The sequence below is a fragment of the Marilutibacter maris genome (assembly GCF_003233695.1).
GTDB classification, from domain to species: Bacteria; Pseudomonadota; Gammaproteobacteria; order Xanthomonadales; family Xanthomonadaceae; genus Marilutibacter; species Marilutibacter maris.
The window spans coordinates 120,229-137,727 of record NZ_CP029843.1 but is presented as its reverse complement, the minus strand read 5'-3'; the positions used below and the strand labels follow the sequence as shown (position 1 = coordinate 137,727).

The 17,499-nt window shown below is 66.5% G+C and carries 20 protein-coding genes; all 20 read right to left on the bottom strand.

All coding sequences use genetic code 11. From position 1 onward, the window contains the following. Positions 1–85 precede the first annotated feature (85 nt). A complete protein-coding gene (locus C9I47_RS00635) occupies positions 86–715 on the bottom strand; it encodes a hypothetical protein (RefSeq protein ID WP_111265011.1) in 630 nt (209 codons plus the stop codon). Then, the gene (locus C9I47_RS00630) at positions 712–1,410 is read right to left on the bottom strand and encodes a TadE family protein (RefSeq protein ID WP_111265010.1); all 699 of its coding nucleotides are present in this window, start codon (positions 1,408–1,410) and stop codon (positions 712–714) included. The genes C9I47_RS00635 and C9I47_RS00630 overlap by 4 nt, the downstream gene beginning before the upstream one ends. Then, positions 1,407–2,006: a tetratricopeptide repeat protein gene (locus C9I47_RS00625; RefSeq protein ID WP_111265009.1), complete on the bottom strand. Its 600-nt coding sequence runs from the start codon at positions 2,004–2,006 to the stop codon at positions 1,407–1,409. The genes C9I47_RS00630 and C9I47_RS00625 overlap by 4 nt, the downstream gene beginning before the upstream one ends. Beyond that, positions 1,994–2,344, bottom strand: coding sequence for a DUF192 domain-containing protein (locus tag C9I47_RS00620; protein ID WP_111265008.1), 351 nt, complete (start codon positions 2,342–2,344; stop codon positions 1,994–1,996). The genes C9I47_RS00625 and C9I47_RS00620 overlap by 13 nt, the downstream gene beginning before the upstream one ends. Then, a complete protein-coding gene (locus tag C9I47_RS00615) occupies positions 2,341–3,219 on the bottom strand; it encodes a type II secretion system F family protein (RefSeq protein WP_111265007.1) in 879 nt (292 codons plus the stop codon). Before C9I47_RS00615 ends, C9I47_RS00620 begins: the two co-directional genes overlap by 4 nt. Beyond that, complete coding sequence (locus C9I47_RS00610; protein ID WP_223250218.1) at positions 3,219–4,055, bottom strand: type II secretion system F family protein; 837 nt, start codon at positions 4,053–4,055, stop codon at positions 3,219–3,221. The genes C9I47_RS00615 and C9I47_RS00610 overlap by 1 nt, the downstream gene beginning before the upstream one ends. A 15-nt stretch (positions 4,056–4,070) precedes the next feature. Continuing rightward, the gene (locus tag C9I47_RS00605) at positions 4,071–5,798 is read right to left on the bottom strand and encodes an ATPase, T2SS/T4P/T4SS family (RefSeq protein WP_111265005.1); all 1,728 of its coding nucleotides are present in this window, start codon (positions 5,796–5,798) and stop codon (positions 4,071–4,073) included. A 7-nt stretch (positions 5,799–5,805) separates the two neighbouring features. Beyond that, complete coding sequence (locus C9I47_RS00600) at positions 5,806–7,044, bottom strand: type II and III secretion system protein family protein (protein WP_190238563.1); 1,239 nt, start codon at positions 7,042–7,044, stop codon at positions 5,806–5,808. A 98-nt stretch (positions 7,045–7,142) separates the two neighbouring features. After that, positions 7,143–7,952, bottom strand: coding sequence for a Flp pilus assembly protein CpaB (gene cpaB / locus C9I47_RS00595; protein ID WP_223250217.1), 810 nt, complete (start codon positions 7,950–7,952; stop codon positions 7,143–7,145). Between the two features lie 13 nt (positions 7,953–7,965). Then, on the bottom strand, positions 7,966–8,175 hold the full coding sequence (locus C9I47_RS00590; RefSeq protein WP_111265002.1) for a hypothetical protein: 210 nt from the start codon (positions 8,173–8,175) through the stop codon (positions 7,966–7,968). A gap of 22 nt (positions 8,176–8,197) precedes the next feature. Then, positions 8,198–8,881, bottom strand: coding sequence for a hypothetical protein (locus tag C9I47_RS00585; protein ID WP_111265001.1), 684 nt, complete (start codon positions 8,879–8,881; stop codon positions 8,198–8,200). Between the two features lie 4 nt (positions 8,882–8,885). After that, positions 8,886–9,734: a TadE family protein gene (locus C9I47_RS00580; RefSeq protein ID WP_190238562.1), complete on the bottom strand. Its 849-nt coding sequence runs from the start codon at positions 9,732–9,734 to the stop codon at positions 8,886–8,888. A 1-nt stretch (position 9,735) separates the two neighbouring features. Then, complete coding sequence (locus C9I47_RS00575; RefSeq protein ID WP_145985383.1) at positions 9,736–10,581, bottom strand: hypothetical protein; 846 nt, start codon at positions 10,579–10,581, stop codon at positions 9,736–9,738. Beyond that, positions 10,578–12,161 (bottom strand): TadE/TadG family type IV pilus assembly protein, encoded by a 1,584-nt coding sequence (locus C9I47_RS00570; RefSeq protein WP_111267877.1) that lies wholly within the window; start codon positions 12,159–12,161, stop codon positions 10,578–10,580. The genes C9I47_RS00575 and C9I47_RS00570 overlap by 4 nt, the downstream gene beginning before the upstream one ends. Before the next feature lie 142 nt (positions 12,162–12,303). After that, positions 12,304–12,576, bottom strand: coding sequence for a pilus assembly protein (locus C9I47_RS00565; protein ID WP_111264998.1), 273 nt, complete (start codon positions 12,574–12,576; stop codon positions 12,304–12,306). 273 nt (positions 12,577–12,849) lie between these two features. Continuing rightward, a complete protein-coding gene (locus C9I47_RS00560) occupies positions 12,850–13,239 on the bottom strand; it encodes a hypothetical protein (protein WP_145985382.1) in 390 nt (129 codons plus the stop codon). A gap of 278 nt (positions 13,240–13,517) precedes the next feature. Then, the gene (locus C9I47_RS00555) at positions 13,518–14,054 is read right to left on the bottom strand and encodes a hypothetical protein (protein WP_111264996.1); all 537 of its coding nucleotides are present in this window, start codon (positions 14,052–14,054) and stop codon (positions 13,518–13,520) included. A gap of 119 nt (positions 14,055–14,173) precedes the next feature. Next, positions 14,174–15,196: an OmpA family protein gene (locus tag C9I47_RS00550; protein WP_223250216.1), complete on the bottom strand. Its 1,023-nt coding sequence runs from the start codon at positions 15,194–15,196 to the stop codon at positions 14,174–14,176. Positions 15,197–15,511: 315 nt separating this feature from the next. Beyond that, the gene (locus tag C9I47_RS00545) at positions 15,512–16,339 is read right to left on the bottom strand and encodes an ABC transporter permease (RefSeq protein WP_111264995.1); all 828 of its coding nucleotides are present in this window, start codon (positions 16,337–16,339) and stop codon (positions 15,512–15,514) included. Next, positions 16,336–17,376 carry an ABC transporter ATP-binding protein gene (locus C9I47_RS00540; RefSeq protein WP_111264994.1) on the bottom strand — a complete coding sequence of 347 codons (1,041 nt, stop codon included), beginning with the start codon at positions 17,374–17,376 and terminating at the stop codon, positions 16,336–16,338. The genes C9I47_RS00545 and C9I47_RS00540 overlap by 4 nt, the downstream gene beginning before the upstream one ends. Positions 17,377–17,499: the final 123 nt, after the last annotated feature.

The window sequence follows — 17,499 nt, the reverse complement described above, 5'->3', positions numbered from 1 at the left end:
GATCCTCGTTGAAACCGGTCCGGACCGGCATGTCCTGATTGCCGGCCCGGCCTGAATTTAAGTCAATGGCTGCCCGTTCCTGCAGCTAGTATCGAGCACGACCCCCACCGTCGGCATCCGGCAGTTCGAACAGTTCCGTCGCATCCTCGACGGTAACCACGCTCAACGCCTGCATCTTGTACATGCGCGAGCGGCCGGCCCGGTGCCCCTCGTACCCGAGGATCAGGCCGCGTGCCGGATCGACCCAGAACTCGCCGCGGGCGGTGCCGCCCGGGCCGCGCTGGCCGGCACCCAGGTAACGCCAGCCCTGCGCGCGGACTCCGGCGATCATCCGTGCGGGAATCTGCCGGCACTGCACGCCCAGCCCACTGCATGGTTCACCCGGGTCGACCCGCAGTTCGGCGAATCCCCGCGCCTGGGCCGGCAGTGCCTGTGCGCGTCCGCTGTCGACCAGCCAGCCATTCCCGCTCTGCTCGTCGATCAGCATGTAGATCGACTCGGCGCCACGCTGATTGAAGTCGATCCGCGACTTGCCTTCGGCCAGATGGATGGTGACCGGCACCGGCCGGTTGCCGTCGGCAAGGCCGGGGCCGGCCTGTCCCTCGATGACCGCCTTGATCCGCAGCGCCTCCTCGGCTCGGACAGGAGCCGCGATGGCGAAAGCGAGGGCAAGGCCGCAGACCACGATCCGGATGGCGGACGCCTTCAGGCTCATGGCAGCAGGTTCTTGTCGTATATCGGCGTCTGCATCCGCACGATCGCGTACGACTCGATCGGAATCCGGTAGTGGCTCCAGAAGCCGAGGCGGTTGCTCATCTTGACCTTTGCCGGATCCAGGAAACCCTGCGGTTTCACGTAGTCCGAATCGCCACGCATCACCCGGTCGACGAACGGCACGATCAGCGGGTAGTGATAGGTGACCTTGATCTTCAGGATGTTGGCGTCCTGGACGTTCATGCCGCTGCTGCCGACACGGCGATCGCGAAACGCCAGGCTGTCGTTGGGCAGGGCGTAGCGGCGATTGTGCTGGCGCTCCTTGTGATTGTCCCAGGCACGCTTGGTCGGACTGATGATCTCGATCTTCGCCGCCCGGCCCAGGCCGATGTCCGCCTTGGCACGGCCCCAGGCCGCGGCGGCGCCACCGGCGCCACCCGAGGTCGCATACAGCGGCATCAGCCCGCGGATCAGGCCACGCTGCATCGCCCCCTTGTCGGCGCCCTTGACCGCGCCCATGCGCGCGGCTTCCAGCGCGGCATAGTCGAGCGTCATCTTGGCCCGGTAGATCAGCACCAGCTGGAAGATCACCAGCACCAGGAACAGGAAGATCGGTGTGACGATCAGGAATTCGACCAGCGACTGTCCGCGCGCGCGCCGGGGCGCTCTGCGGTGGCGTAGGGTTGCATGCTTCATCGGCTGCCTCCTGCCTCCTCGTTGATGCCCGCGTCCACGGCTTCCGGCGCCGCGGCAGGCGACCCGTCGGTGGCCGCCGCTCCGGGCTCCGGCATTGCGGTGACGGGCGTCGCCATCGCCGGTGCCGGAGCGGACACGGCACGGCCGCCGTGCTCCAGCACGCGCGCCGTCGCCTCCGCCAACCGGCGATTCTCCTCATGCACACGGGCACGCTTGCTGCCGCGTTTCTCGCCCGCCTCGAAGGCCTCGTGGGCCAGCTTCAGATGCATCATGCCCATGTTGTGCCAACCGCGGGCATTGCCGGAATCCAGCGCCAACGACTGCTGGTAGGACAGCGCCGCCTGTTGGCTCAGGCCCTGGCGCGCATAGGCGTTGCCCAGACGGTACCAGTAATCGGCTTCGCCGGGCATCGCCTCGACGATGTCGGCATACAGTTCGGCGGCGCGCGCATGGTCGCCCTGCCGGTAGGCCTGCTCGGCCAAGCGCTCGGTTTCGACCAGGTCGATCGTCGCGGCGCGCGGCGCCGGCGCGGACGCACACGCGGCGAGCGCGAGCGACAGGACAACCGGAAGCAAACGAACGCTCAGGCGGCCCATCGCAGCACGTCTCCCACCTTGAGCCCGACCTTCTCGGCGACGCCGCCACGCAGCTCCAGCGCGTCGCGCGCGCCGAACTGCATGCAGCCGCGCCAGGGTCTGATATTGGAATGGATCGACATCACCCGTCCGTCCTCGGCCAGGAACACCACGTCCAGCTCATAACGCATGCCAATGGTGTGGATCGACGAGCACGGCCGGATCAACAGCGCATCGCCGCCATCGGCCGGCAGGGCCGGCGAGAACAGCAGACCACGCAGACGCTGCAGCCAGGTGACCGCGCCCCGCACCTTCGGCAGGACGATCGTGTCGCCGTTGTACAGCGGGCCGCACTTCATAGGATCCCGTCCTGCACCATCTTCAGGTAGATGAAGTAGGCCAGCACGATGAAGACCAGCGGGAAGAAGCAGGTCACCAGCGGCAGCATCATCTTCACCGGCGCTTCCAGGGCCAGCTTTTCCGCCCGCAGGAAGCGCTCCTCGCGTCGCTGCATCGACTGCGCGCGCAGGGTTTCGCCCAGGCTGGCGCCGACGCGGTCGGCCTGGATCAACGCACTGGTGAAGCTGGAGATCTGGGCGATGTCCATGCGATCTGCCAGCCGGCGCAAGGCCTCCGAGCGCGGCAGGCCCGCGCGCAGGTCGCGCAGCATGCGCGAGAACTCCTGCCCCAGCGGTCCCTGCGGGCCCTTCTGCACCGCCTGCTCGATCGCGCCGGTGATGTTCAGGCCGGCTTCGACCGACATGGTGATGAAGTCGAGGAAGATCGGCAGGTCGCGGATCACCTTCTTGACCCGCAGCTTGCGGCGATCGCTCAACCACAGGGACGGGTACAGCCAGCCGATCGGGGCACCGAGCACGAACGCCAGCATCAGGCTGCCGAAACTGGGGTCGAGCATCATCAACACCGCGAAGAACATCGCGGTCGCGATGCAGGCACCGACCACTCGCAGGCCGGCCAGCTCCTCGGGCGAGACCAGATAGTCCTGGCCGGCGCTCTGCAGCGCGCGGTGGGACTTCTCCATCGATTCCGAGCTCAGCCGCGGTCCGATGATGTGGGTCGCGATCGTGACCAGCGGCCAGATCATCCGCAGCATCGCCGGCAACGGATCCTGGTACTCGCGCTCGGCCTTGGGCGCGGACTGCAGGATGCCACGGATCGCCACCATGACCATGACGATCGCCGCACAAATCATCAGGGAGAGAATAATCAGCATTATATGTCGATCGTCATGATTTTCAGGCAGATCTTGTAGCCCACGTACTCGAGGACCGCACCGATCGCGATGACGCCGTAGCCGATCGGCGTATTGAACATCGGCTCCATCGTGTCCGGATACATGAAGGCCAGGTAGGCGACCATGCCGACCGGCAGCATCGCCATCACGATGCCCTGCAGGCGGCCCTGCGCGGTCAGCGCCTTGACCTTGTTCTCCATGATCAGGCGCCGGCGCAGGGTCTCGCCCAGGGTCGCCAGGCTCTCGGCCAGATTGCCGCCGACCTCGCGCGAGATCTGCACCGCCGACACGAACAGGCGGGCGTCGAGGATCGGCACCCGCTCGGCGAAGTGGTCGAGCGCCTCGTCGGTCTTGACGCCGATGCGCTGCTCACGCAGCACCAGCGCCAGCTCCTGCGCCAGCGGCGGATAGCCGTCCTTGATCAGCCCCTCCAGCGCCGGCGAGAAACCCAGGCCGGCCTTCATCGTCCCCGACAGCATCATCAGCGCGTCCGGCAGCTGCGCCTGGATCTTGTTGAGGCGACGCTGCTTGAGGAAGGCGTACAACTTCTTCGGCAGCACCGCGATCAGGCCGGCGAGAACCGCGGCGACCACCCAGTTGCCACTGATGATCCAGGCCAGCAACGGCAGGACCACGAACATCGCGATGTTCAGCGTATACAACTTGGAGGGGTCGACGAACAGGAACATGTCGGCCAGGTTCGCCTTGGCCTGGTCCATGAACGCGTCCTGGTAGCGGGCCATGAACTTGTCGCCCGCGCTGGCGAAGTACAGCCCCGCCAGCAGCATCGAGCAGAAGGCCAGCCCAGCGATCATCCATATCATCGCCGCCTACTCCTCTACCTTCCGGAAGATGTCCAGATCGATCGGCACACCGCGATCGGCCAGCTCTTCCATGAACTCGGGGATCGCGCCGGTGGGCGTGAAATAGCCCTCGACCTTGCCGTCGCGCCCGTTGAAGGTGCTGACCTTGAAGCTGAAGATGTCCTGCAGCTGGATGGTGCCGCTCTCGATGCCGGTCACCTCGGTGATGTGACTGACCTTTCGCGAGCCGCAGGGATAGCGGCGCTGGTGGACGATCATGTCGACCGCCGAGGAGATCTGTTCGCGCACCACCGCCATCGGCAGGTCCATGCCGGCCATCAGCACCATCACCTCGACACGCGAAATCGCGTCGCGCGGCGAGTTGGCATGGGCGGTGGTCAGCGACCCTTCGTGGCCGGTGTTCATCGCCTGCAGCATGTCCAGGGTTTCGCCACCGCGGCACTCGCCGACCACGATGCGGTCCGGCCTCATTCGCAGCGCGTTCTTCACCAGGTCGCGGATCGTGACCTGGCCCTTGCCTTCCAGGTTCGGCGGACGCGCTTCCAGCGCGACCAGATTGGGCTGGACCAGCTTGAGTTCGGCCGCGTCCTCGATGGTGACGATGCGGTCGCGGTCGGGAATGAAGTTGGACAGGATGTTCAGCAGGGTGGTCTTGCCCGAACCGGTACCGCCGGTCACGACGATGTTCTTGCGCTCGCGCACCGCGATCTCGAGGAAGGCCAGCATCGACTCGTCCAGCGAGCCGAAGGTGATCAGGTCGCGGCCCTCGAGCTTGCGCTTGGCAAACTTACGGATGCTGATGCTGGGGCCGCGCAGCGCGATCGGCGGAATGATCGCATTGACGCGCGAGCCGTCCTTCAGGCGCGCGTCGACCATCGGCGAGCTTTCGTCGATGCGGCGGCCCAGCGGGGTGACGATGCGCTCGATCGCCGACAGCACCGCGCGATCGTTGGTGAAGTACACCGGCGATTTCTCGATCCGGCCGGCGCGCTCGATGTAGATCTGGTCGTGCGCATTGACCATGATCTCGGTCACGCTGTTGTCTTCGATCAGGTTCTCCAGCGGGCCGAGGCCGATCGCCTCGTCCAGGACCTGCTTGGCGAGCATCTTGCGATTGATCACCTTCGGCAGGTCTTTGTACTCCTTGTCCATGACCGCATCGATCAGCTCGCTGGTCTTGGTCCTGAGCTCCTCGTCGCTGAGGCTGTGGACGTCGATGCGGCGCAGGTCCAGCTGCTTGAGCAGGGACGCGTGCACGCGCTCGCGCCAGACCACGATGTCGGGCGGCACGTCGTCGGTGGTCGCCAGGTCGGTCGAGGCCGACGCGGGTGCCGGCGCCGCGACGGCGGCCGGCGGCGGCGACGACGCCTCGCCCCCATTGAACGAGGGCGCCGGGGCCGGCTTGTGCCCCGCCGATGGCGCCGCGCGCTTGGCCTTGCCCAGCTCGGAGCTGATCCGCAGCTTGTAGTCGCCGATCTCGACCAGGTCGGTCTCCTCGACGGGGCCATGCTGGCTCTTGATCACGGATCCGTTGACGCGCACGGTCGCGCGTCCGCCAGTGCTTTCGATGTAGATCGCCTCGTCGATCACGCGAATGGTGGCGTGATGCTTGGCGATGCTCCAGCCCTGCAGGATCACCAGGTTCTCGTCCGAACGTCCGATGCCGCACTCCTTGTGCAGGCAGCGGACGGTCCTGGGACCTGATTTACCCGTTTCTACGACGACGTTGAACATCCGGGCCTCAGTCGAAGATTTCCGAGCCGATCGTTTCCTCGAACTCCTCGAGGAGGCGGTCGCTCTTCTGGATCGCATCGATATTGCGCTCGTGGTCCGGCGTGATCACACGCGGGGTCACGAACACCACCAGGTCGGTGCGGCCCTTCTGGAACTCGTCGGAACGGAACAGGCGGCCCAGGATCGGGATGTTGGCCAGGCCCGGAATGCCGCTGAAGCCCTTGCTGCCCTCGATGTCGACCAGGCCGGACAGCACGATGGTCTGGCCGTCCTTGACGTTGAACTCGGTCTCGGTCTTGCGGGTCAGCAGGCCGGGGATGCCCTCGACCGAGACCGTGCGGTCCAGCTTGCTGATCTCGGTCATGATCGAAGCCGAGATCTCGTTGTTGCGGTTGACCACCGGCTGGATGTTCATGCGGATGCCGTATTCCTTGAACTCGACGCTGGTCTGGCCGAACGAGCCCACCAGCGGCAGCGGGATCTCGCCGCCGGCCAGGAAGGTCGCGACACCGCCGCTGCGCGCGCTCAACTGCGGGGCAGCCAGTTCGAAGGCGTTGCCGGTCCTGGTCAGCAGGTTGATCTTCGAGGCGATGCTGGTCGCGATGCCGAAATAGGTCTCCATCGGGTTGATGCGCGCCGGCAGCTGGTCGGCGATGTCATCGAACACGCTGCCGGCGGGCAGCACCCGGTAGAACGAGGACGAGAAGTCCTTGATCGCGCCGCCAGTCGGGCCGTCGATCTGGTTCTGCCAGGCGATGCCGAGTTCGCGCAGGCCGTCGCGGCTGACCTCCATGAGGCGCACGTCCATCAGCACCATCGGCTGCATCGCCACCAGATCGGTGGTGCTGAGGTCGACCACGTTCGGGAACAGCGTCTGGATCGCCTCGATCTGCGCCGCGTCGTGCGGATGCAGTTCGCCGGTGATGACCACATTGCCGGCGACGTCGGAGATCTGCGCGGTGGTGTTGGGTCCCAGCATCTGGCGCACCGCCGCCGACGTGGCGCTGGTGTCCTTGGCATTGACGACGACCTGGATCGAGCGCTGACCGCCATCCTCGTACCACAGGTGGACGGTGGTCTCCCCGGTCTTGCCGGTACCGGCGATCAGCACCAGCTGGCGCTTCTCGATGGTGGTGACCTCCAGCACCTCGCCGTTGCCGACCGCGACCCGCGCCAGCGGGCGGGCGCTGGTGTGGACGAGAACCTGGCCCCCGTACATGTTCAACTGATTCGGAAGCGTCGCCATCTGCGCATTCGAGACACCGACCATACCCAACGCGGCGGCGACGAACAGCGCGCACCGCAAAAAGACATTCCTTGCCATCGTCAAACTATCCCCTGGCGTTAGTTGCTGCCGCCGATGATGTACTCGACACCATCGGTCTTGATTCCCCCGAACGAAGCCATCAGCTCGTTCTCGGTCAACCCGTCGAGGTTGAACGGGGTCTTGTCATCCAGGTTGCGCAGGATGATCCTCAGGTCGCCGGTTTCCTCGGCGACGGTCAGCTTCTGCGCCTGGTCCGGCGACAGCTCCAGCGTCATCGTGGAGTAGCCTTCGCTCTCCTCCTCGCCCAGCGTTTCCCCGACGCGGGCACCGGTGGCAAGCACGATGATGTTCTCCAGCAACGGGAACACCCGCTCGCCGGTCGAACCGTTGCGCTTGGCACCGCCGTCCTGGGCCTCCTCGGCACCGACGGTGAAGAAGATGTCGACCGCGTCGCCGGGCGCGATCATGCCCGACACCGAGTTGTTCTCGTTGACCGACAGGGTGTAGCCGACCTTGCCCAGCGGGATCACCCGCGAGAACTGCTGCGCGGCCGGCACCAGCGCGCTGGCACTGAGCGGCGCGCCGCCGCGGACCGGCGACCGCACCAGGCGATCCACGTACTCGCCATAGTTCTCGGCGGTGACCGCATCGGCCGGCACGAACTCGGTCGGCACGCTGCGCAACACCATCTCGTCCTCGGTGACCGCCTCTCCGATCTCCAGATCCCGGAAGGCCACCACCACCTCGGTCTCGTCGACCTGGGCATCGGCGACCGCCTTGTCGATGGTTTCCTTGACGTAGGTGACGCTCATCAGTGCCGCCAGTCCACCGAGCAGGAGGGCCCCGCCGATGAAGAGCACGTTCTTGTTCAACTTGGGCAATGCCACGATTACCTCTTACTCACAAGTTCGGTAGTGGAAAGGTTGTCGACAGGCTGTAGGCGAACGCTTCATAGACACTCTTGATCGCGTTCAGCGTTTCGGCGACGACATTCGGATTGGAAACCAGCACCAGCACGGCCAGGCCGGTGACGATGGTGTACTCGATGAGCGCGCTGCCGCGCTGTTGCTCGCGGCTCGGCGTCGGGTGGTAACGGCGTAGGGGTTTCATGGATGAGCTCCCGCGCTGCTGATCATTCGATGTTCACGACAATGACGGTCTCGGGCGGCTGGTCCCGGGTCAGCGCCAGCGACAGCCTGGCGTCGCCGGATCCGGCGAGATTGACCACGCATTCGTTCGAGGACGCGAGGCACTGCTCGGGATCGCGCTCCAGCTTCCAGCCCCGCATCTGCAGGCGCTGCACGTAGTAGCGCATGTTCACGTACGGGCTCAGCCGGTTCTTCATCACCAGGGTGCGCGCATCGTTGGACGTGTCCAGATAGCGGATGTCGCTGACCACCTCGGTGTTGGCCGGCTTGTCGAAGCCCTTGCCCAGCTCGGCTTCGACCGGTTTGTCCGGCAGTTCCATCACCCCGACCGTCCCTTGCGAACGCGACCCCATTCCGGTGAGCTCGACGGTGACGTAGTGCTTGCCCTCCAGATGGCCGACGATGGTCTTGCCGTCGAGGCGATCGACGACGACCTCGCTCCCCCACTGGCGGCGATAGAACTCGATCGCGTCGTCCACGCTCATCGGAAACGAAACCTGGCTGGCCCGCATCGGCACGCCGTTGTAGAGCATGTTCTTGCTGACCGCCTGGCCGCTGGCCCCATCCGGCAGCGGCACCTTCGGCCAAGCGCCCACCGGCGGCGCCAGCGCCAATGCCAGCAGGGACGCCGCCAGCAGGCGTCCGCGATACGCATGCGACCCGCGCATGCGCCTAGCGTCTCTTCAACTTGTCGGACGGGATGATGTCCGGCTGCACATAACCGGGGCGCAGACGGGTGATCGGTCCGATGATCGGAACGAAGTCGGCGCCGTCGATCTTCTCGAAGAAATCGCCGCTGTTTTCGGCAACGGCGCCTGGCGAAAGTGACGTGACCTGGTTGATCAAGCTGCGCTCACGCCCGGCCGAGGGCTGGCCGTCGAGACCGTTGCCGGCCGCGTTCCAGGCATCGGCAAGCAGGGTGTGGTGGCTCTTGAACTCCAGGTCGATGCGGTCGAACGGGGCGAGATAGCTCGCACGCGAGCCATTGCGGTTCTTCAGGTTCTGCGGCTTCAGCGTGACCTCGGCGGTGATCAACCCCTTCTGGTTCGGTGGAAAGTCGCCAGGCAACTTCTCCAGCAGCCCACCGATGCGGCCGAACAGGCCGCTCAGGCCGCCCGGCGCCTCGTTCTTGTAGGCCTCCAGGGTAATGTCCTGCCCGCGCAGCAGCTCCTTGTTCGAGAAGGTGTTGAGCATCTCGTTCTTCAACCGTCCGGTCGCGTTGCCGGTGATGTTCGAGCGGATCACCGTATCGGCGTCGCCGAAGTTGTGCTCGCGGATGAAGGCCAGTTGCGCGGCACGACCGCCGTTGAGCTGGTTGAACTTGAAGTCGCGCGTCACCGTCGCTTCCCAGGCCGCCGTGCGCGCGGCCTGCTGGGCCATCTGCTTGGCGTGGAAGTACTTGGCGAGGGTCGGCACCAGCAGGAACAACGGCACCAGGACGGCGGACAGCACCGCCACCTCGACCATCGCCTGCCCACGCTGTCGATTGCGCGCCCCCTTACGGCGCAAGACCACGTTCATGTCACGATCCCTCCCGTCCTTCGACTTCCGATGGCAGCAGTGCATCCTTCGTCCACGGTTCGCCCAGCATGAAGCGGGTCAGCGTGACGCGCGCGCCATTGCCCGCCGCCGGCTCCTGGCTGAGGATGATTTCGTACTCGGACAAGGGGTCGGTGACCTGGAAGAACCCCGGCGACGCATCGAATCCCCATTCGGCGCCGCCACTCCACTTGCACACCACCCCCTGCGCGGACTTCCACTGCAGGCAGGCCTGCCCCTGCACTTCGCTCCTTGCTCCCCGTTCGATCCCCGTCCCATTCGCCGCCGCCTCGGCATTCGCGTCGACGGCCTCGACCGCATAGCGCAGCAGCGCGTCCGGATCCCCCGGCCCCTCGCTGGCGACCGCCATCCCCGGCAGCTCGTAGGCCACCGACCGCTCGGCATCGATGTATTCGTGGACACCGCTGTGCTCGAGGCTGAAGTGGCACTGGTTGATGTCGCCGCTGTTGGCGAGGTTCCAGTACTCGCGTCGCAGCGCGATCCGCTCGGGCGTGATCCACCACTGCAACCGCCCCGTCCCCAGCAGCGCGCTGTCGTCGGCCGACAGCGGCACCGTCGATACGCCCGCCTGCTGGCAGGCCTGCAGCATCGCCTGGTACTCGGCCTGGCCGGCATTGCCGCCGTCGGCCAGGGTTTCGACCTTGGCATCGGCGTACACGCTGGGCATGTCGTCCGATACCGCCGCCATCGCCTCGCCGTCTTCCGCCGCGCAACCGCCCACGCCCAGCAGGGCGACCGCGAGTATCGATACGCACAGGCCGGCGTGGCGCCGGTACGAATGGATGTGCCTGCAATGCCCCATGCTCACGGCCCCGTGACCAGCGATCCGATTCCGACCTTGGTGTAGACCGAGTTCGGGGTTTCGACCAGGCGCGCCTGCCAGTACGGGCTGAACAGATTGCCCATCTCGAGCTGATCGTCGCTGGAGGGGCGACCGTTCCAGCGGCGCGGCACCATGCGCCGGAACAGCGCGCTGTACGGTGCGCGGTTGAAGTAGACCTGCGCGGTCGATATCGCACTGATCTTGTTGACGTTGCTCTTCAGCTCCATGTCGCTGCCGGCGGGTCCACCGATGCCGTTGATGTCCTGGCTGGTGCGCGCGTTCCTGCGGTCGCTGGTGACGTAGACCGAGAAGATCGGACCGGCCTTGTCGTTGTCCGCGTCCGGATTCTCGGCGAAGCCCTTGCGGACATCGTCGTAGTCGCGCAGGCCCTGGTAGCCGGTGAAGTAGGCGTCGTTGCGCTTGGTATAGGTGCGCTGGGTGATATTGCGGTACGGGAACGGCTTGTACAGGTTCACCGACGGCTGGGTCTCGGCCATCCGCTTGGCGATCCAGTTGGTCGCACCGCCGTACTGGCGGTAAGTCGGACGACGGTTGTGGTAGTAGGCGCGCCAACCGTTGCCGCGACCGCTACGCCCGCCGGCGCGGATGCCGGGGAAGAACTTCGGTCGCGGGCTCGTGTTCTCGACCGCCTGTGCGCCACCCCAGCCCAGCGGGATGTTGATGTCGGACAACGGCCACGGCAGGTTGATCTTCATCCGCAGGATGTCCACCGCCGCCCAGCGGTCGTAGTCGACCATGTCGGTGCCGCCGTTGGCCGGGAAGCTGATGATGAAGAGGCTGTTGCGCTGACTGCGGTCGGCGCTGAAATGATCGCGCGACTCCATCACCACATTGCGATAGCGGTCCATGCCCGCGGTACGCCGTTTGCGACCGGGCACATCGTGTTTCTGCAGGAAACTGTTGGGGCCGTCCGAGGCGGCGTTCCGCAACTGCTGGGCCAACACCACCCAGCCGGTCGCGTCGATCTCGGCGGTGGGGTCGTTCTTCTGCAGCACGTCCTTGGCGATCTGGGCGGCCTCGATGCCGCCCCAGCGGACGAAGGTCCTGGCCGCGCCGGCAAGCAGTCCGTTGAGCCCGTCGAGCAGTTGGATCGCGGTGGCGGCCAGGGGGCGATACACGGTCCGCACGCCGCCGACCACGACCTCGACGACTTTGTAGGCGGCTTCCATCGCCGCGAATATCGCGCCGACATAGGGGATGTACTTGAGCCAGCTCAGCGCCTCGATGAACAGCGCGGTGTGGGTGTGCAGGTAGTTGGTCCAGGACCAGATGCTGACCAGCTGCGCGACCGCGACCTCGTTGGCGACCCGCCCACGGTTCATGTAGGCGGCGAAATTCAGGGTGCGTGCCTGCTGGACGGCGACGCTGTAGGCGGCCGCGTCGGCGCTGTTGACCAGCTGCACTTTCTTGTTGACGGACTGACCGGTGTCGAAGACCAGGATCAGGCCCAGGCACAGGATCGACACCAGCACGACGAACAGCACCAGCGCCTGGCCACGGACACTCCTGCGGCCACCCGGTCGAGGGGCTTTGCGCGCGCGCATGATTGGCATCGACAACTGCTGCATGACGGCTCCTTCCGCTGCGAATACGGGCACCGACCAGCACCGGGCTCACGCCCTGCTGGTCGTTCATCTACGGTGCGAGGCCCGTGCCCCGGCAGTCGCCGGGGCACGGGCAGTGACATCAACGCGCGTTGTCGTTGGTGTACTTGTCCAGACCCTTGTTCTTGCTTTCCTTCTCCGCCTTGTCAGCGGACTTCTGGGCCTTGTCGATGGCCGAGCCGGCGGACTGGCCCGAGAGCTCCTTGGCCATACCACCGACCTGCGAGCGGACGGTGCCGCCGAAGAAGGTGAACACGGCGATAGCCGCGATAGCGATCAGGGCGACGATGATGATGTATTCCACCATGCCCTGTCCGCGCTGACGGGATCCAAAACGACGCTGCTTGAGTTCCATGAGAAAATTCTCTCCATCTCGTTACACAAATTCCCTGGCGCCACCTGGCATCCAAGGCGTGGCGTGGGGTAGCCGTGGCTACCATTCTTCATGCTTGCGGCACAAAAAAAGACGACGGGCGTCACCTTTCGTCCCGCAAGGTCAAACTGAACGTACACTGTCGAAGTGACAAGTTCAAGACTCACGCGTATGGAAGCACCGCGCGGACCCGGTCCGCACGGTGCTGGATCTCAGCCAAGTATTTGAAGCGAAAGAGAGACCGGGAAGCCTGTCTCAGCGCGCGGCGGCGGCGGTCGCGGCGATCTGCTCGCGGATATCGGCACAGGCCTGATCGCGCTGTGCGGCCGACATCGTCGCCCAGCGCTGCGCGATCTTGGTCTCAGCCCGGGCAAAGGCCTGCTCGAACGACGCCGCGTCCAGGCCGCGCTGCAGGTGCACCGCCTTCTGCTGCTGCTTCATCGTCGCCAGCTCCTGCTCGGAGTAGCCGCCGCAGGTCTTGGCGGTGGCGTGCATCATGCCGCCGATCTCGGCCATCTGCGCGGCCATGCCGCCGGGCCCGCCCTGCTGGGCGAATGCGATCAACGGGACGGCAACGGCGGCCAACGCAAAAGCGCGGACGGCGGCGGGAACCCTGGGGGACGTGGGCGTACGGGTCTTGGACACGGATGCGCTCCTTGCATGGGGAGTCTGTAGACGGGGCGGCCACCGGGACGCACCCCCTGGATTTGACGGACCGCCATGGCATCACCACGCCATGGCACCGACTTTCGGAGCCCGACCATAACAACTCGCAACGGCCGGTTTCCTGCACGCAGCGAACAGTATTCAGCGTCGCATCAGAATCGATGCCGCGCCCATGATCCCGGTCACGCGAGCAGAGTGATTGGCTTCAAGCTCAGCGCGCTGAGCTCTGCGGATCGCAGTCGGCACCGGCGCAATGCTCATGGTCGGTACGGCGCAATCCCGTAGTCCTTCGCCAGGTCATCCGGACACCCCTTGAGACGCAGGAACATCTCCGCCTTGTCTCGGTTGAGCGCATCCTGCATCTGGCCAAAGGTCTGCGAAGACTCGCCCTTCAGCGCCGGAATCGCCGCCGCCAGATTGTCGCGATAATCGTCCCAGTTGGAGCGCGGCATGCTCGCGAGCAGCTTGTCCACGTGCTCCTCGATTGCGCGCGCGTCTTCGGCGTCGATGCCGGTCCGCACCGGCGGCTCGAAGGACTGGCCGGAGCGGATCGCGATCCGCTCGTCGACGATCCCCACCAACTCCTCGTACTGGAGGATCGCCTCCTGTCGCTTCGCCTCCGGCAGGCGGTCCAGCGGGGGAATCTCCTCCCGCTTGGCGCGCTGATACTCGGCGATGATCGCGCTTGAGTCGCACGGTGCGGGCTCCGGCACGCGCGACTCGGCGGGCCAGGCCCAGGCAGCGACGCCAACCAGCCCGACCACCAGGACACAAGGCAACGCGGCCTTCTTCATGCTCAACCTCCCTGTTCCACCTTCACCGACTCCACCTTCAAGAAGGCGGGCGATCTCCGCCGCCCGCCACTGGATCGCTCGGCATCGCCCGCGCTGCGCGGGCGACACGATACGAGCGATCAGATCCTGACCAGTTCGACCCGGCGGTTCTTGGCCCGGCCCTGCTCGGTGGCGTTGTCGGCGACCGGCTCGCTCTGGCCCAGGCCGCGGGCCTGCAGGCGGCCGCCGTCGATGCCGCGCGCGACCAGGGCGGCGACCACCGACTTGGCGCGCGCCTCGGACAGCGCCTGGTTGTGGCCGGCGTCGCCGGTGGCGTCGGTGTGGCCGTCGATCGACAGCTTCAGCGCCGGGTCGTTGTTCAGCAGGTTGGCGACCTGCTCGATCTGCGGCATCGAGCCGGGCAGGATGTCGGCCTTATCGACCGCGAAGTTGACCTGCATCGCGACCTTGCCGTTGGCGTCGATCTCGCGCTTGAGCGCATCCGCCGGCAACAGGCTGGCGGTGGCCTCGAACGGCTTGGCCTCGACGATGATCATGCCGGCGCCGGCGCTGTCGGCGCACAGGTGCAGCCAGACCGTCTTGTCGGCGCCGCGGATCACATAGGTCTGCACCGGGTTGTTGTAGACGTCGCCCCAGCCGTCGACCAGGTTCTTGCGGACGTCGCGGCTGACGCCCTCCAGCAGGTCCGGCGCGATCGCAGAATCGGTCACCAGCACGCCACCGGCCTGCTCGATCACGTGCTGGACGTTGCGCTCCAGCTCCAGGTCCGAATAGGTGTGGCCCGACTGCTCCTGGATCGTCGCCAGGTAGGCCTTGCCCTCGACGTTCTCCAGCCGGTCGCCGGTCCAGAACGGCACCCGCGCGATGTTCAGGGTCTGCTCGTTGATCGCCTCGTAGCCGGTCGGCAGGGCGATGAACGGGAACGCGCCCAGGGTGTGATCGGACACCGGCACCGCGGCCAGGTCGAATCCGGCCGGCGCCGCCGGCTCGGACGCCGGCATCGCTTCGGCGCCGGTGTCGGTCGCGGCCATCGCCGCATCGGGGGCGGAGTCCTGGGCCGCGGCCGGCTGCTCCGAACCGCCGCAGGCCGCCAGTGCGCCGACGGCCATCGCCACCATCACGCCACGTCGCATCATGCTCATAGAACACCGGATTGCCATCTTGTTCCTTCCTTTCTGGGTGGGGGAGCCGGGCCAGGGGCCAAGAGCCGCGAGCGGGCCCGTGCGGCGGCGCCGGCACCGGTGGCCGGCGCGCGGCGCGACACGCCTGGCACCGCGGTCCGCTCGCGCGGGCCGCGCCGACCATCATATCGGCGTGTCCACGACAGTTCGTTCACACGGCCCGGAAAAGTGACCGGGATAACACCCCACGCGCGAACGCCTGCGTGCGCGCGGCATCGCAGCGCAGCGATCGCGCAAGCGGGTGGACCCGGCCGGCGGCGTTGGCCCGCCATGCGCTCAGCTGCGCAGGCCGACGCCCTTCTTGAGCAGGGTCAGGCCGACCGCGGCCAGCACCACCACGAAGCCCAGCATCAGCGCATAGGCGACCCACAGCCGCACGTCGCTGACCCCGAGCAGGCCATAACGGAACGCATTGACCATGTAGAAGATCGGGTTGGCGTGGGTCATCGCCTCGGCCCAGCCCGGCAGCAGCTTGACCGAGTAGAACACGCCGCCGAGGTAGGTCAACGGGGTCAGGATGAAGGTCGGCACGATCGCGATGTCGTCGAACTTCTTGGCGTAGACCGCGTTGACGAAGCCGGCCAGGGCGAAGATGGTCGCGCCCAGCACCACCGTGGTCAGGGTGACGAAGGGGTGCGGGATGCGCACGGTGGTGAACAGCATCGCGATGCACAGCACGATCGCGCCGACCGCCAGTCCGCGCGAGACCGCGCCGGCGACGTAGCCGGTCAGGATCACCCAGTTCGGCATCGGGCTGACCAGCAGCTCCTCGACATGGCGGCCAAACTTGGCGCCAAAGAAGCTGGAGGAGATGTTGCCGTAGCTGTTCTGGATGATGCTCATCATCACCAGGCCGGGGACGATGAAGTCCATGTAGCCGATCCCGTCCATGGTCCCGATCCGCGAGCCGATCAGGCCGCCGAAGATCAGGAAGTACAGGGTCATGGTGATCGCCGGCGGGACCAGGGTCTGGCCCCAGATGCGCAGGATGCGGCTGATCTCGCGGCGCACGATGGTGCCCAGCGCGACCAGGTTGCGGCGCGCCGGAGTGGAGGACTCGAAGCTGTCCGGGGTCTTCCCCGGTGTGTCGGGAGTACTGCTCATGCGGTGGGCTCGGGTGCGACCTGGGCGGTGCTGTCGGTGGCGCCGTTGACGGCGTTCTCACCGGTCATGCGCACGAACAGTTCCTCCAGGCGGTTGGACTTGGTGCGCATCGAACGCACGCGGATGCCGGCGTCGCCGAGGGCGGCGAAGACACGGTTCAGATCCATCGAACGCGGCATCTCCACGTCCAGGGTGTGGTCGTCGGTGGCGATCAGGGTCGCCCCCTCGATCGCCGGCAGCCGCTCCGGCAGCTGGCCGTCGATGTCGAACAGGAAGCCCTCGACGTCGAGCCGCGCCAGCAGCGCCTTCATCGGACCGGCGGCGACGATGCTGCCGCGGTCGATGATCGCCAGGTTGCGGCACAGGCTCTCGGCTTCCTCCAGGTAATGGGTGGTGAGGATGATGGTGGTGCCGGCGGCGTTGATCTCGCGCAGGGTCTGCCACATGCCGCGGCGGATCTCGATGTCGACGCCGGCGGTGGGCTCGTCGAGGATCAGCAGCCGCGGCCGGGTCATCATCGCGCGGGCGATCATCAGCCGCCGCTTCATGCCGCCGGACAGGGTGCGGCTCATCATCCGCGCCTTGTCCCACAGGTGGGCGCGGCGCAGCTCCTGTTCGGCGCGCGCCAGCGCCTCCTCGCGCGGGATGCCGTAGAAGCCGGCGTAGTTGACCAGGATGTCGAGCGGCTTCTCGAACATGTTGAAGTTCAGCTCCTGCGGCACCAGCCCGATCAGCCGCATCGCGGCGTCGCGGTTGCGGGCCAGGTCGGTGCCGAACACCTCGACCGAGCCGCCGCTGAGGTTGACCAGCGAGCTGACGATGCCGATCAGGGTGCTCTTGCCGGCGCCGTTGGGGCCCAGCAGGGCGAAGAAGTCGCCCTGTTCGACGTCGAGCGAAACGCCCTTGAGCGCCTCGACGCCGTTGCCGGGGCCGCTGCCGGGGTAGGTCTTGCGCAGTTCGTGCACGCTGAGGGCGGGCACTGTCGGCGCCGCAACCGACGATGTCGGCGCCGCGCCCGCGGTGGTGTGTTCGTTCATGGCGGGAATCATGGCCGGGCCTGGGCCGCGGTCGTCGCGGCGATAGCCGTTATTATAGGCGGCCGACTGTACGCGCCCTCGGGCCACAGTGTTCCACCCGGCGCAGCGCGGCGTGGCGTAGCC